General features: G+C 68.0%; 13 protein-coding genes and 1 pseudogene. 1 reads left to right on the plus strand and 13 read right to left on the minus strand.

What is annotated here, in order from left to right; genetic code table 11:
- Positions 1-30 precede the first annotated feature (30 nt).
- The 11 genes from FKO37_RS46760 to rplJ all read right to left on the minus strand — a co-directional run bounded on the left by FKO37_RS46760 (position 31) and on the right by rplJ (position 11,295).
- Positions 31-1,293 (minus strand): MCE family protein, encoded by a 1,263-nt coding sequence (locus tag FKO37_RS46760; RefSeq protein ID WP_037816290.1) that lies wholly within the window; start codon positions 1,291-1,293, stop codon positions 31-33.
- Positions 1,293-2,516 (minus strand): MCE family protein, encoded by a 1,224-nt coding sequence (locus FKO37_RS46765; protein ID WP_037816463.1) that lies wholly within the window; start codon positions 2,514-2,516, stop codon positions 1,293-1,295. The genes FKO37_RS46760 and FKO37_RS46765 overlap by 1 nt, the downstream gene beginning before the upstream one ends.
- Before the next feature lie 10 nt (positions 2,517-2,526).
- Positions 2,527-3,708, minus strand: a complete 1,182-nt coding sequence (locus tag FKO37_RS46770; RefSeq protein WP_037816291.1) for an MCE family protein — start codon at positions 3,706-3,708, stop codon at positions 2,527-2,529.
- A complete protein-coding gene (locus tag FKO37_RS46775; protein ID WP_134733102.1) occupies positions 3,705-4,691 on the minus strand; it encodes an MCE family protein in 987 nt (328 codons plus the stop codon). Before FKO37_RS46775 ends, FKO37_RS46770 begins: the two co-directional genes overlap by 4 nt.
- Positions 4,688-5,716 (minus strand): MCE family protein, encoded by a 1,029-nt coding sequence (locus FKO37_RS46780; RefSeq protein ID WP_037816293.1) that lies wholly within the window; start codon positions 5,714-5,716, stop codon positions 4,688-4,690. The genes FKO37_RS46775 and FKO37_RS46780 overlap by 4 nt, the downstream gene beginning before the upstream one ends.
- Positions 5,713-7,044: an MCE family protein gene (locus FKO37_RS46785; protein WP_037816294.1), complete on the minus strand. Its 1,332-nt coding sequence runs from the start codon at positions 7,042-7,044 to the stop codon at positions 5,713-5,715. Before FKO37_RS46785 ends, FKO37_RS46780 begins: the two co-directional genes overlap by 4 nt.
- On the minus strand, positions 7,041-7,877 hold the full coding sequence (locus FKO37_RS46790) for an ABC transporter permease (RefSeq protein WP_037360186.1): 837 nt from the start codon (positions 7,875-7,877) through the stop codon (positions 7,041-7,043). Before FKO37_RS46790 ends, FKO37_RS46785 begins: the two co-directional genes overlap by 4 nt.
- A 2-nt stretch (positions 7,878-7,879) precedes the next feature.
- The gene (locus tag FKO37_RS46795; protein WP_051165981.1) at positions 7,880-8,632 is read right to left on the minus strand and encodes an ABC transporter permease; all 753 of its coding nucleotides are present in this window, start codon (positions 8,630-8,632) and stop codon (positions 7,880-7,882) included.
- A gap of 32 nt (positions 8,633-8,664) precedes the next feature.
- Positions 8,665-9,846 carry an ABC transporter ATP-binding protein gene (locus FKO37_RS46800; protein WP_037816295.1) on the minus strand — a complete coding sequence of 394 codons (1,182 nt, stop codon included), beginning with the start codon at positions 9,844-9,846 and terminating at the stop codon, positions 8,665-8,667.
- A 457-nt stretch (positions 9,847-10,303) separates the two neighbouring features.
- The gene (rplL, locus tag FKO37_RS46805) at positions 10,304-10,690 is read right to left on the minus strand and encodes a 50S ribosomal protein L7/L12 (RefSeq protein ID WP_037816296.1); all 387 of its coding nucleotides are present in this window, start codon (positions 10,688-10,690) and stop codon (positions 10,304-10,306) included.
- A 50-nt stretch (positions 10,691-10,740) separates the two neighbouring features.
- A complete protein-coding gene (gene rplJ / locus FKO37_RS46810; protein ID WP_238608656.1) occupies positions 10,741-11,295 on the minus strand; it encodes a 50S ribosomal protein L10 in 555 nt (184 codons plus the stop codon).
- A 319-nt stretch (positions 11,296-11,614) separates the two neighbouring features.
- On the opposite strand from rplJ, the gene FKO37_RS46815 reads away from it, so the two are divergent.
- On the plus strand, positions 11,615-12,550 hold the full coding sequence (locus tag FKO37_RS46815) for a hypothetical protein (protein WP_134733100.1): 936 nt from the start codon (positions 11,615-11,617) through the stop codon (positions 12,548-12,550).
- A 6-nt stretch (positions 12,551-12,556) separates the two neighbouring features.
- Here the strand turns inward: FKO37_RS46815 and FKO37_RS46820 are convergent, their stop codons facing one another.
- Positions 12,557-13,366: an alpha/beta fold hydrolase gene (locus FKO37_RS46820; protein WP_037816301.1), complete on the minus strand. Its 810-nt coding sequence runs from the start codon at positions 13,364-13,366 to the stop codon at positions 12,557-12,559.
- 69 nt (positions 13,367-13,435) lie between these two features.
- Positions 13,436-13,576 (minus strand): annotated as a pseudogene (locus FKO37_RS46825) (50S ribosomal protein L1); the annotation flags it as partial.

Here is a 13,576-nt window from a genome sequence, read left to right on the forward strand (position 1 = left end):
CCAGAGTAGGTAACAGTCATCAAATCCCGGTCAGCCGAGTCCCAGCAGCGAGCCCATGCTGTTCAGCGACACCCCGGGGCTGCCGACGACGCCCGGCACCTGAGCGTCGCGCTGCTCCTGCAGCTGCTGCGCCGGCCGGTTCTGGTTCGCCGCGATGTCCTGCTGCGACGGCTGCACCGGCACGCCGTTGTAGGGCGCGTTCTGGGAACCCCGGACGTTGATCGGGCTGCCCTTCGGCTCGGCACAGTAGGCCTTGTCGTCCTCCGGCCGGGGCGAGGTGTCCGAACCCGGACGGTACTGGCTGTAGGGCAGATAGCCCTTCGTGCACGACGGCGGGTTGAACAGGTTCAGCACCAGGCCGAGGTGCGCGGTCCCGTCGCCGGGGGCCACCGACGGCGCGGCGGCCGCCAGTGCCGGATAGGTCACCAGGCCCTGTTCGAGGCCGTCCAGCCGGGTCACGGTCAGGTTGGCCGTCGTCAGCAGGTTCGCGGTCAGCGCGCCGAGGCCGGGCCCGGTCTCCTTGAGCACCTGGCTGATCTGGGTCGCCACCTGCGGGGTGACGCCGATCAGCTTGCGCAGGTCGCCGTCGGAGTTCTTGAGCGTCCCGCTGAGCTGGTTGAGGCTCTTGGAGAAGGACGCGAAGTTCGACGCCTCGTCGTTCTGCGTGTCCAGCACCTGGCCGCCTGCCTGCAGCAGCTGCACGGTCTGCGGCAGGTACTGCTGCGCGGTGGTGGTGAAGCTGCGCGCGGTGTCGAGCAGCTTCTGCAGGTCGCCGCCGGTGCCGCGGAACGCGTCGTAGGACTCGTCGACGACCTTCCGCAGCGCGTCGGTCGGCACCGAGGCCGACAGCGAGTCGAGGTCGCCGAGCAGCCGGTCGGTGCTGACCGGGGTGCTCGTGCGGGCGGCCGGGATCACCGAACCGCTCGCGAGGTACGGGCCCTGGTCGTTCTTCGGCCGCAGGTCGACGTACTGCTCGCCGACCGCGGACCGGTTGGCGACGACCGCGTCGAGGTCGGCGGGCACGCGCGGGGCCGACGGGTCGATGTTCAGGTCGGCCTCGAGCCCGCTCTGGGTCAGCCGCAGCTGCCCGACGCGGCCGACGTTGAAGCCGCGGTAGGTGACCTCGGCGTTGGTGAAGATCCCGCCGGATTCGTTGAGCTGCAGCTTGACCGTGTACCCGTTGCTGCCGAACACCGTGCCGAGGCCGGCGAACCGGATCAGCGCGTACACGATGGCCACGACCGAGATGATGGCGAAGACCACCAGCTGGATTTTCGTCCTGCGCAGCAACATCAGCCAGCACCTCCGGAAAGCACCCCGAACAGGCCGGACAACCCGCTCTGCGACGGCTGCCCGCCGCCCTGGCCGCCGGTCGAGGACGGAGCCTGCTGCTGTTGCTGCGCGGGCTGGCTGCCCGGGAACGACAGCGGCGGCGGCTGGTTCGCGGGCGAGCCTTCGACGCCGCCGGTCAGCCCCGGCGCGGGAATGAGCCCGTTCAGCCCGTTCTGCCTGCTGCGGCCGAGGTTGTCGATGACGTCCTTGAGGTTCAGGTCGACCTTGGCGAACAGGTTGAAGTAGTCGCCCTTGACGTCGTTGTAGGCCTGGTCGGTGAACGGATAGGTCAGCAGGATCTCCAGCGCCTTCGGCAGGTCGCTGCCCGCCTCGCCGAGCTTCTGCAGCGTCGGCGTGAGCGCCTTGAGGTCGGCGACCAGGTCCGCCTTGCTCTTGTTGACCGTGTCGGTCGCGACGCCGGAGAGGTTGTTGAGCGCGTTCAGCATGGTCACCAGCTGGCCGCGCTGCTGCTCCAGCACCCCGAGCCCGGGCCCGAGGTTGTCGACCGCGCCGACCAGCTTGTCCTTCTGGTCCCGCAGCGTCATGGACAGCCGGTTGAGGCCGTCGAGCGCGCGGGTGATGTTGGCCGACTGGTTGTCGAGGTTGGTGACCAGCTCGTTCGCGTTGGCCAGCAGCGCCTTGATGTCCGGCTCGCGGCCGGCGGTGGCGTTGTTGAGTTCCTTGGTGATCGTGTTGAGCTGCTCCACGCCGCCGCCGTTGAGCAGCAGGGACAGCGCGCCGAGCACCTCCTCGACCTGGACGTCGCGGCCGGTGCGCGCGAGCGGGATGGTCGCCCCGTTCGCCAGCTGCCCGGTCGCCTCGTCGCCGCCCGGCGAAGCCAGCTCGACGTACTTCTCGCCGAGCAGGCTCGACTGCTTCACGTTGGCCATCGCGTTGGCTGGCAGCTTGACGTCCCCGTTGACCTCGACGGTCACCTCGGCGTGCCAGCCGTCCGGCGTCAGCCCGATCGACTTGACCTGCCCGACCGGCACCTCGTTGACCTTCACCCCGGACTGCGGGACGAGGTCGAGCACGTCCTTGAACTGGATCTTCAGCGTGTACGGGTGGCTGCCGAGGTCGGCCCCGCCGGGCAGCGGGACGTCGTAGACGCCGTTGAACGCGCAGCCGCTCAGCACGAGCGCGGACACCGTGGCGAGCGCTCCGCCCGCGGCGAACTTCGTCAGTCGCTTCACGTCAGCTCCCCTGCGTCCCGTAGACCTGGCCCTGCAGCGGGAGCGGCAGCGGCGGCAGCTGGCCGTTCTGCATCGCCTGGATGACCTGCGCGGTGGACGGCAGCGGAACCACGCCGTCGACCACCTTGGCGATGCCGTCGCAGGCGTTGCCGAGCAGCTGCTTGGTCACCGAGGTCTGCTTGAGCAGGCTGCAGACCATCACCAGCGGCGGCTGCGTCAGCTCGTTGAGGTTCGGCCGCGCGTCGAGCGTGCCGGACGAGCCGTTGTAGACGCCGACGATGTTGGACAGCGCGACCGGCGCGACGTCGAGGATCTCGGCGAGCGAGCTGCGCTGGTCCACCAGCACCTTGGTCACGCTGGCCAGTTTGTCCACATTGGACTTCAACCGGCCGCGGTTGCGTTCGATGAAGCCCTGCACCGACTGCAGCGTGGTGCCGAGCTGCTGCACGGTCTGGGCGAGATTGTCCTTCTCCCCGGCGAGGAATCCGCTCACGTCGGCGAGCTGGCTCTCGAACTGGCGCACCTGCCCGTCGCTGTTGGCGAGCGACTGGGAGAACTTGCCGAGGTTCTGCACCGTCTGGAAGAGGTCGTCCTTGTTGCCCGCCAGCGTTCCGGACGCCTGCCCGAGCTTGGTGATCGTGTCGTGCAGCGCCTTGCCGTTGCCGTCGAGGTTGTTCGCGGCGGTGTTCAGCAGGTCCGAGAGCGAGCCGTTCTTGTTGGCCCCGTTCGGTCCGAGCGTCTCGCTGACCTTGGCGAGGCTGGCGGCGAGCTGGTCGACCTCCAGCGGAACCTCGGTGCGGTCGAGGCCGATCGTCGCGCCGTCGGAGATCCGCGGTCCGCCGGTGTAGGCCGGGGCGAGCTGGACGTAGCGGTCGCTGACCAGCGACGGCGACACGATGACCGCCTTCGCGTCGGCGGGCACCGCGACCGAGCGGTCGTATTCGAGGTCGACCCGGACCTGGTTGCCCATCGGCTGGATCTTGGTCACCGTGCCCATGTCCACGCCGAGCATCCGGACGCTGTTGCCCTCGTAAAGGCCGACGGCGCCGGAGAAGTACGCGGTCAGGTGGTTGCGGCCGGCGTCCTTCAACGTCCACCAGAGCGCGCCCGCGACCACGAGCGCGAGGACGATCGCGATCGTGAAGCCGCGGGTAAGCGACTGGCCGAAGCGGGTGTCGGTCATTTGGAGTTGCACCCCTCCGGATTGAGCGGGCCGACCGAAGGAAGCACCAGGCCGCAGATGTAGTTGTCGAACCAGTGCCCGGTGCCGATCGTGTTGTTGAAGACCCGGATGAACGGCGCGAACTTCTGGATCCCCTGCGCCAGCGAGTCCTGGTTGCGCTGCAGCATCGACGTGAGCTGGTCGAGCTGGGTGAGCACCGGGTTCAGCTGGCCGTCGTTGTCGTCGATCAGGCCCTGCAACTGCGTCGACAGCTGCTTCGAACCGTCGAGCAGCGTCTTGATCGCCTGCTCGCGCTTGCCGATCTCGTCCAGCAGCTGGTTGCCGTCGGTGATCAGCTTCTGCACCTCGGCATCCCGGTCGACCAGGGTCTGCGACACCTGGCGCGTGTTGGCCAGCAGGTTCGCCAGCTGCGAATCGCGCTTGGCGATCGTGTCCGACAGCTTCGACAGCCCGGACAGCGCGCCCTTCACGTCCTGCGGCGTGTTCGAGAACGTCTGGGTGATCGCCTCGAAGCTCTTCGACAGCTGGTTCGTGTCGATCGCGTCGACCGTCTGCGACAGGCCGCGGAACGCGTCGAGCACGTCGTACGGCGACATCGTCCGGTCGCGCGGGATCGGCGAACCGGGGTCGAGGTTGCCGTTGCCCTGCGGGTCGAGCGCGAGGTACTTCTGGCCGAGCAGCGTCTTGATCTTGATCGCCGCCGTGGTCTTGTCGCCCATCCAGGCGTCCTTGACCTTGAACGACACCTTGACGTTCGGGCCGTCGAGCTTGATGTCGGACACCTTGCCGACCTTCACGCCCGCGATCCGCACGTCGTTGTCCTTCTGCAGCCCGGCTGCTTCGGAGAAGTCCGCGCTGTAGGTGGTGCCGCCGCCGATCACCGGCAGGTCCTCGGAGTTCATGGCGGCGACGAGGCCGAGCGCCATGACCGCGATGCCGACCAGCGCGATCGGGATCGGGTTGCGTTTCTGGAAGGACTTCATGGCTTGCACCTGTCCCGGTTCACCGGCGCGAGCGTGAAGTCCGTCGGCGGCAGCAGCCCTGGCACGCCCACCGTCCCGGTCATCTCGCAGGAGTAGAAGTTGAACCACGAGCCGTAGTCGGCGGTGCGGGTGAGCGCACTGACCTTCTTCGGCATGAACTGGATGAAGTGCTCGACGAGCGGCTCGTTCTGGTTCAGGTTCGTGGTGAGCTTGCCCAGAGCGGCGATGTCGTCCTTCAGCGGAGCCCGCGCGTCGGTCAGCAGACCGGCGGTCGTGTTGGCCAGGTTGCCCAGCCCCTCGATCGCGTCGCCGATCGGCTTGCGGTCCGCGGCGAGGCCGGACACCAGCTGCTGCAGCTTCACGATCAGGTCGTTGAGCTGCGGGGTGTGCTGGTTGACCGTGTCGAGGACCGAGTTGAGGTTGTCGATGACCTCGCCGATCACCTGGTCCTTGTTGGCGATCGTGGTGGCCAGCGAAGCGGTGTGCGACAGCAGGCTTTCCACCGTGCCGCCCTCGCCCTGCAGGACCTGGATGACCTCGTACGACAGCTTGTTGACGTCGGCCGGGTTCAGCGCGGTGAACAGCGGCTTGAAGCCGTTGAACAGCTCGGTCAGGTCCAGCGCGGGCGTGGTGCGCTCGAGCGGGATGGTGTCGCCCGGCTTGAGCGTCGCGCCGCTGGTGTCGTCGCCCTCGCCGAGCGAGACGTAGCGCTGGCCGACCAGGTTGCGGAACTTGATCTGCGCGGTGACGCCTGCCGGGAGCTTGCGCCCGGAGTCGACCTCGAAGTCCACCTGCGCCTGGCGCTTGTCGACGATCTTCACGTCCTTGACCTGGCCGACGCGGACGCCGGCGATGCGCACGTCGTCGTTCGGCAGCAGGAGCGTGGCGTCGGTGAACCGCGCGGAGTAGGCGCTCGTGCTGGTGGTGTTGATGTTCGCGATGCTGATGCCGAGCACTGTCGTGAACAGCACCGTGACGACCACGAAGATCGTCAGCTTGATCAGCGGTGCGGCGAGTCCCCTCACTTGACCGTCACCTCCGTGCCCCGGTAGAGCGGGCCGACGAGCAGCGAGCCCCAGCCCGGGAACTGGTTCTGCGAAATCCCCATCTCCGGGCTGACCAGCGCGGCGAGGAAGTTGTTCTCGGCCGCGGTGTTGACCGGGTTGCCGCCCGAGGTGCCGCCGCCGTTGGCCCCGGCCGCGTCCGCCTTGAAGTTGGCCGGGTTCAGGCCCTCGCCCACGGTCTTCGGAGCCGCGCCCTGTTTGGTGCCGTCCTTGAACGGGCCGTCCGGCGGTTGCTGCGGGAACGGGTCCGGCGCGGGGTTGAGGTCGTAGCAGCGCGGACCGCGCTTGTCCTCGAACCGCGGTTCCTCGCCCGGCTTGTACGGCCCGCGGTTGACGACGACCTCGATGGTCGCGTTCAGGCCGGGCTTGCCGTTGTACTTGCCCAGCGCTGCGTCCGCGACCGGCACGACCTTCGCCATCTGCTTCAGCACGCACGGGTATTCCGGCGAGTACTTGGCGAGCAGCTCAGCGGTCGGGCGCGCGGTGCTGGCGAGGCTGATCAGGTTCTGCGAGTTCGCCTCGAGGAACGACTGCAGGTCCTGCGACGCGGTGGTGAGGTTGCCGTAGAGGCTCGACAGGTTCGCCTGCTCGGCGACCACGGTGCGCGTGGTCGTGCTCAGGTTGTCCAGGCTCTGCACCAGATCCGGCGTCGCGTTGCTCAGGTGGCCGGAGAACTCCGCGAGCGCCTGGAGGTTGTGCTGCAGCTCCGGCTCGTGCGGGTTCAGCTCGCCGATGTACTGGCCGAGCTGCGAAAGCGTTTCGCCGAGCGGCTTGCCGCGGCCCTGCAGCGCGGTCGAGATCGCGGTGAGCGTGCTGGACAGCTTCTGCGGCTGCACCGCCTGCAGCACCGGCATCAGGTGTTCGAGCGCCTGGTCCAGTTCGACCGCGCCGGAAGTGCGGTCCTGGGTGATCACGTCGCCCTGGGAAAGCGTCCTGCTCGACGGGTCCTGCGGAATCTGCAGCGACACATAGCGTTCGCCGAACAACGTCTTGGGAAGGAATCGCGCGGACACGTTCTCCGGAATCAGCTTCACCGACTCCGGATCCATCGCCAGGGTCAGTTCCGCGCCGTTCTCGGTCGCCTTGATGTCCTGCACCGAACCGACGATCAAACCGCGGACCTTCACGTCCGACTGCTTGAGCAGCTGGTTGCCGATGTGGCCCGCGTCGAGCTTCACGGTGACGAACTTGCTGAACGCCTTGTCGTACATCGCGATGCTGAGCGCGATCCCGCCGACGAGCACCGCCACCAGCAGCAGGCCGAGCAACCTGCGCCGTAGTGTGGTCATCCCGCAATCCTCACCGTGACGTCGGTTCCCCAAATCGCGAAACCGATGAAGAAGTTCACGACCGAAACCGTGACGATGGAAAGCCGCACCGCGCGGCCGACGGCCACGCCCACCCCGGCGGGCCCGCCGCTGGCCCGGTACCCGAAGTAGCAGTGCGAAAGAATGATCAAAACGCTGAAGATCAGCACCTTGATGAACGAATAGAGCACGTCTTGCGGTGGTAGGAACAGGTCGAAGTAATGGTCGTAGGTACCCGCGGATTGTCCGTAGATATAGATAACGACCAGCCGCGAGGCGAGGTACGAGCTCAGCAGGCCGATCACGTACAGCGGGATCACGGCCACGAACCCGGCGATGATCCGCGTGGTCACCAGGTACGGGAGGCTCGGCACGCCCATCACCTCGAGCGCGTCGATCTCCTCGGAGATCCGCATCGCGCCGAGCTGCGCGGTGAAGCCCGCGCCGACCGTCGCCGACAGCGCCAGCCCGGCGACCAGCGGCGCGATCTCGCGGGTGTTGAAGAACGCGGTGAGGAAGCCGGTGAAGGCCGAGGTGCCGATCGAGTTCAGCGCCGAGTAGCCCTGGAGGCCGACGAGAACACCGGTGAACAGCGTCAGGCCGACCATCACGCCGACCGTGCCGCCGATGACCGCGAGCGAGCCGGAACCGAAGCTCACCTCGGCCAGCAGCCGCAGCACTTCCTTGGTGTAGCGGCGCAGCGTGCGCGGCGTCCACAGCAGAGCCCTGCCGTAGAACGACATCTGGTCGCCGAGCGTGTCCAGGGTCTCCAGCGGGCGGTTGGCGATCCGCTTCGCCCCCGAGAGGAACGTCATGATCAGTCCAGCTTTCCGGGCACGAGCTGCAGGTAGATCAGCGTGATCACGAAGTTCACGACGAAGAGCAGCAGGAACGTGATGACCACCGACTGGTTCACCGCGTCGCCGACGCCCTTCGGGCCGCCGCTCGGGTGCAGGCCGCGGTAAGCCGCCACGACCGCCGCGATGAAGCCGAAGATCAGCGCCTTGATCTCGCCGACCCAGAGGTCGGGCAGCTGCGCGAGCGCGGAGAAGCTGGACAGGTACGCACCAGGGGTGCCGCCCTGGAGCACGACGTTGAAGAAGTAGCCGCCGAGCACGCCGATGACGCTGACCATGCCGTTGAGCAGGAGCGCGACGAGCATCATGGCGAGCGTGCGGGGCACGATCAAGCGCTGGACCGCGGAGACGCCCAGCACCTCCATCGCGTCGATCTCCTCGCGGATGGTCCGCGCGCCGATGTCCGCACAGACCGCGCTGCCGCCCGCGCCGGCCACCAGCAGCGCGGTGACCAGCGGACTGGCCTGCTGCACGGTCGCCAGCACCGAACCGGCACCGGTGTAGGACTGCGCGCCGAGCTGGCGGGCGAGCGCGCCGAACTGCAGCGAGATGACCGCGCCGAACGGGATCGCGACGAGCGCGGTCGGCAGGATCGTCACGCTCGCGACGAACCAAGCCTGCTGGATGAACTCGCGGAACTGGAACGGGCGCTGGAAGATGCCGCGGATGATGTCGAGGCCGAGCGCGAACAGGTTCCCGGTCTCCCGCAGCATTCCGTAGCCGGGGATCTTGGCCGTGCTGGTGGTCACGCGCCACCCTGCCCGTGCCGGGGCGACCGGCGGTCGGCGGCGCCGGGGATGCGCGCGACCTGGTCGGCGGGGAGCTGTCCCTGGTGCTGGTTGGGCACCGGACCCGGCGAGCTGACCGGAGGCAGCTGCTGAGTGTCCTCGGGACCTGGCTGGTGGTGGAAGGCGCCGGGGTTGGGCCGCACGTTGTAGTGCCGCTGCTGCTCGGGCGTCAGGGATTCGATGATCCCCTCCTGCGCGCTCGGCGGGAGCGTGTGCAGGATCCGCATGACGCGGTCCATCCGCCGCTTCGCCCCGGCCCGCTCCGGCACGCCCGGGCTGACCTGCATCTGCGGCACCACGCCGCGCACGTCCTCGTTGAGCACGTCGCCGTGGCCCGCCTCGGCCTCGGCCTGCTCGCGGGCCATCTGGGCGCTGTCCTTCTCCTCGGACATGCCGATCGGGCCGAGCTTGCGGCCGTTGAGGAACTGCTCGACCACCGGTTCGTCGCTGGTCAGCAGCACCTCGCGCGGACCGAACATGACGAGTTCCTTGCGGAACAGCATGCCGAGGTTGTCCGGCACCGTGCGGGCGAGGTTGATGTTGTGCGACACGATCAGGAACGTCGCGTCGATCTGGGCGTTGACGTCCAGGAAGAGCTGCGAGATGTAGGTCGTGCGGACCGGGTCGAGACCGGAGTCCGGCTCGTCGACCAGGATGATCTCCGGGTCCAGCACGAGGGCGCGGGCGAGGCCGGCGCGCTTGCGCATACCGCCGGAGATCTCGCCGGGGAGCTTCTTGTCCGCGCCGGCCAGACCGGTGATCTCGAGCTTCTCGAGCACGATGCGGCGGATCTCGGTCTCGGACTTCTTCGTGTGCTCCCGCAGCGGGAAGGCCACGTTGTCGAAGAGGTTCATCGAGCCGAACAGCGCGCCGTCCTGGAACAGGACGCCGAAGAGCTTCCGGATCTCGTACAGCTTGTGCTCGGAGCAGGTGACGATGTCGACGCCGTTGATGACGCATCGTCCGCGGTCCGGCTTGAGCAGGCCGATCATCGACTTCAGGAACACGGACTTGCCGGTTCCGGACGGGCCGAGCATCGCCGAGACCTCGCCGGGAGGCAGGGTCAGCGTCACGTCCCGCCAGATGGTCTGCTTTCCGAAGGACTTCGTCAGACCTTCGATGACCACCTCGGCACCCATCGCACCTCCAGGAGCTGTTCCGCGTCGTCGCGCACCGCCGCCCCGTCACCGCTGGCAGCGGCGGAGCTCGCGCGGCGAACTCCGCTTCAACCAGGTGCAACGAGCTGAGCGCGAACAGGTTACTCACCAGTTTTGTTCTCTGGCCAGCCCCCGTGCACACCTCACGCGACGGGGATCCAGTACGGCGACCGCTGGCAGCACGGTAGTGCACGTCACGTTCGGGCGCAGATCCAGATGGCCGACTTCCGCTCACCCTGACGGGTTAACCGGCGGAAACGCGGCAAACAGGGGGTGACCCAGGGTCGCCGGACACGCGGTTTGTTCGCCTGAACGAGGGTGTCGCGGGCCCGGCTCGGCGACTGTGCGTCTTTTTTGTCCGGACAGCGAAAGGGGCGGGCACCCGTGTCGGGTGTCCGCCCCTTTCGAGGTGGTGCAACAGGCGCTTGCGCGCCCGGGATCACTTGATGGAGATCTTGGCGCCAGCGGCCTCGAGCTTCTCCTTGGCGGCCTCGGCGGCCTCCTTGTCGACCTTCTCCAGGAGCGCCTTCGGAGCGGCCTCGACCAGCTCCTTGGCCTCCTTCAGGCCCAGACCGGAGACGACCTCGCGGACGACCTTGATGACCTGGATCTTCTTGTCGCCGGCCGAGTCGAGGATGACGTCGAACTCGTCCTGCTCCGCAGCGGCCTCGGCGGGCGCGGCACCCGGGGCGGCGGCGACGACGGCGGCCGGGGCGGCGGCAGTGACGTCGAAGACCTCTTCGAATTCCTTCACGAACTCGGACAGCTCAAGAAGGGTCAGCTCCTTGAAGGCGTCGATCAGCTCGGCGGTGCTCAGCTTCGCCATGATGGCTTCCTCTCAGAAAAACGAACGAGACGTTCGGGGGGTGGGGTGGTTCAGCTCTCGGCGGGTGCTTCGGCTGCTTCGGTACCGGTGGCGTTGCGCTGCTTCTCCTCCAGCGCGGCAGCCAGGCGGGCAACCTGGGACGCCGGCGCCTGGAACAGCGCCGCGGCCTGGGAAAGCTTCGCCTTGAACGCGCCCGCCGCCTTGGAGAGCAGCACCTCGCGGCTGTCGAGATCGGCGATCTTGGTGATCTCGTCCACGGACAGCGACTTGCCGTCCATGTAGCCGCCCTTGATGACAAGCGCGTTGTTTTCCTTCGCGAAGTCGCGAAGCGCCTTCGCGGCGTCGACTGCCTCGCCGTGCACAAAAGCGATCGCGGTCGGGCCGACGAACAGGTCCTCGATCCCCTCGAGGCCGACGTCCTCAGCGGCACGCTTGACGAGGGTGTTCTTCGCGACCCGGTACTTGGCACTGGTGCCGAGAGCGCGGCGCAGCTGGGACAGCTGAGTCACGGAGAGGCCGGTGTACTCGGTAACGACGGTGGCCGAGCTGCTGCGGAAACTCTCCGCGATCTCGGCGACGGCCGCCACCTTGTCGGGCTTCGCCATGGTCGCCTCCTCTCTTGGCTAGTGTCACCACTGGCTTCGGCGGAGGTGCCCCCGAACGAAAAAACGCCCACGCGCAGTCAGACGCGGGGCGTTGCCCAGCCGTGAAGACTGGGGTGAAAGCCTCGTTCCTCCTGCGCGGGCCGTCGCCGTTGCGGGCGAACCTTCGCTCCCCGGGAATCCGGAGAGAACCAGCGGTCTTTGGTAGAACCGTCGACCAGCATACGGGAGGGTTGTTCGCCGTTCGCGGGCACCCCCTTGCTGAGCTGCGAGAACCGGGGCAGTCTCGGGAAATCGCGCCGAAGCGGGCATCATTGGTGACGTGGCGGAACAGCGTGATCACGGAAAGCCGGAAGAAACCCCCTCTCCCGGCTCGACGCCGAACCTGCCCCAACCGGCAGCGCCGAATCTCCCGCAGCCGAACGCATCAGCGGAGCCCCAGCTGGATCCGGAACAGCTGCGCCAGTTCCAGGAATTCCAGCGGTTCCAGGAGTACCTGCGGTTCACCCAGTCCCAGCAGGGCACCGAACCGGCCCCCGACGCGGGTCTGGTCCCGGCCGGAAACCGCCAGCCGCAACCGCTGGCCGGTGGCCAGCCGCCTGCGCCGCCGAACCATCCGGGCGCGCTGACCGCGTACGAAGAACCGCCGAAGAACCGCCGCCCGGTCCCGCGCTGGGTGAAGCGGCTCGGCGGGAAGATCCTGGGCTGGGTGATCGCCCTGGTCATCCTCGGGATCCTGGTCAACTGGGGATACCACCAGATCTTCCCCAGCGACGACGGCAAAACCTCGGCCCAGATCGCCGCCGAGGGCGGCGGGACCTACCACACGAACCAGATCCTCACGACGGCCTCGCCCTATGAATCAGTGCGCCGCGTCTACGACGGGATCGCTCAGCACGGCCCCGGGCCGAAGAGCATGGTCGACCACGTTTGCGGCCTTTTCGACCAGGCAACGCAACAGAAGTTCGCGACCGATCTCGGTTTCACGGACTGCGCCGCCGCGGTGCAGGGCCTGCACGACCGGCTTGACCGGGCACCCGGTTCAGTCGACGCCTACGCCGAGTCGATCTCGAAGCGCTCCGGATGGCCGCCGGGCGAGGACGTGGTGATCAAGTCGTGCGACTTCGCGATCACCGGCGGCCCGGCTCTCGGAGACTTCACCGTCAAGCAGGTCGAAAAAGGACAGTGGCTGATCGTCGGGCATAAACGCGGACCCGAGAAGTGCACGCCACCGACGGCGACCTCCACCCCGGGCTGACCGTCCTCAGGCAGGCGAGCTGATCGGCAACCGGGTCTCCCCCGTGTCCGAGTACGCGAAGAAGTCCACCAACGACGCCGCGAAAGCCGGGTGTGCCACCGCTTCCATGTGGTTCCCCGGCACCCGCACCAACCGCGCGCCCGCGATTCCCGCGGCGAGGCGTTCCGGCTGGGTCGCCAGTTCGTCCGACTCCCCGGCCAGGATCAGCGTCGCCGCCGACAGGTTCGTGAGTCGCATCGGGCCGTGCGGGGTCGCGTGCATGACCGCGGCCAGTGCTTCGACGTCCGCGCCCGCGCGGCGGGCCAGGCGGCGGAACGGGCGGGCCGCCGGGGGCACCTGCGACCGGTCCTCGGCCAGCAGTCCGTCCGCGATCTGGCTGCGGTTGATGACCCGGGCGTCCACCCCGCCGAAGTCCACGATTCCCGCGCCGACGCCGCCGACCGCGAGGCAGCGGACTCGCCGGTCACTCGTAGCCACCAGCAGCGAGACGATCGCGCCCATCGAATAGCCCGCCAGGCACACCTCGTCCAGGCCGAGTTCGTCGAACAGCGCGGTCAGGTCCGCGGCCATGATGTCCTCGCCGTAGGCCGCCGGGTCGTGCGGTTTCTCCGACTCGCCGTGTCCGCGCGCGTCCAGCGCGATCACCGTGAACCCGGCCTTGACCAGTGCGTCCACGACTCCGGGGTTGACCCAGTTCACCTGGGAATCGGCGGCGAAACCGTGGTGCAGCACGACGGGCCGCCGGTGCCGTCCGTCGCCCTCCCAGACCGTGTAGCTCAGCTGGAGCCCGTCGGGGGCGAGGAACGTCGTTGGCATACGTCCATGAGACACGAAAAAAGGGTGGTCACGCACGAAGCGTGACCACCCTTTCGCGTGATGTGCGACTCAGACCGCGGCTTCCTCGGAGAGGAGGTTGCGGGTCCGCGCCGGGTCGACCGGGATGCCCGGGCCCATCGTCGTGGTGAAGGTGATCTTCTTGACGTAGCGGCCCTTCGCCGACGACGGCTTGGCGCGCAGGATCCGTCC

It is taken from the genome of Amycolatopsis sp. Poz14, from assembly GCF_006704225.1.
GTDB lineage: Bacteria > Actinomycetota > Actinomycetes > Mycobacteriales > Pseudonocardiaceae > Amycolatopsis > Amycolatopsis nivea.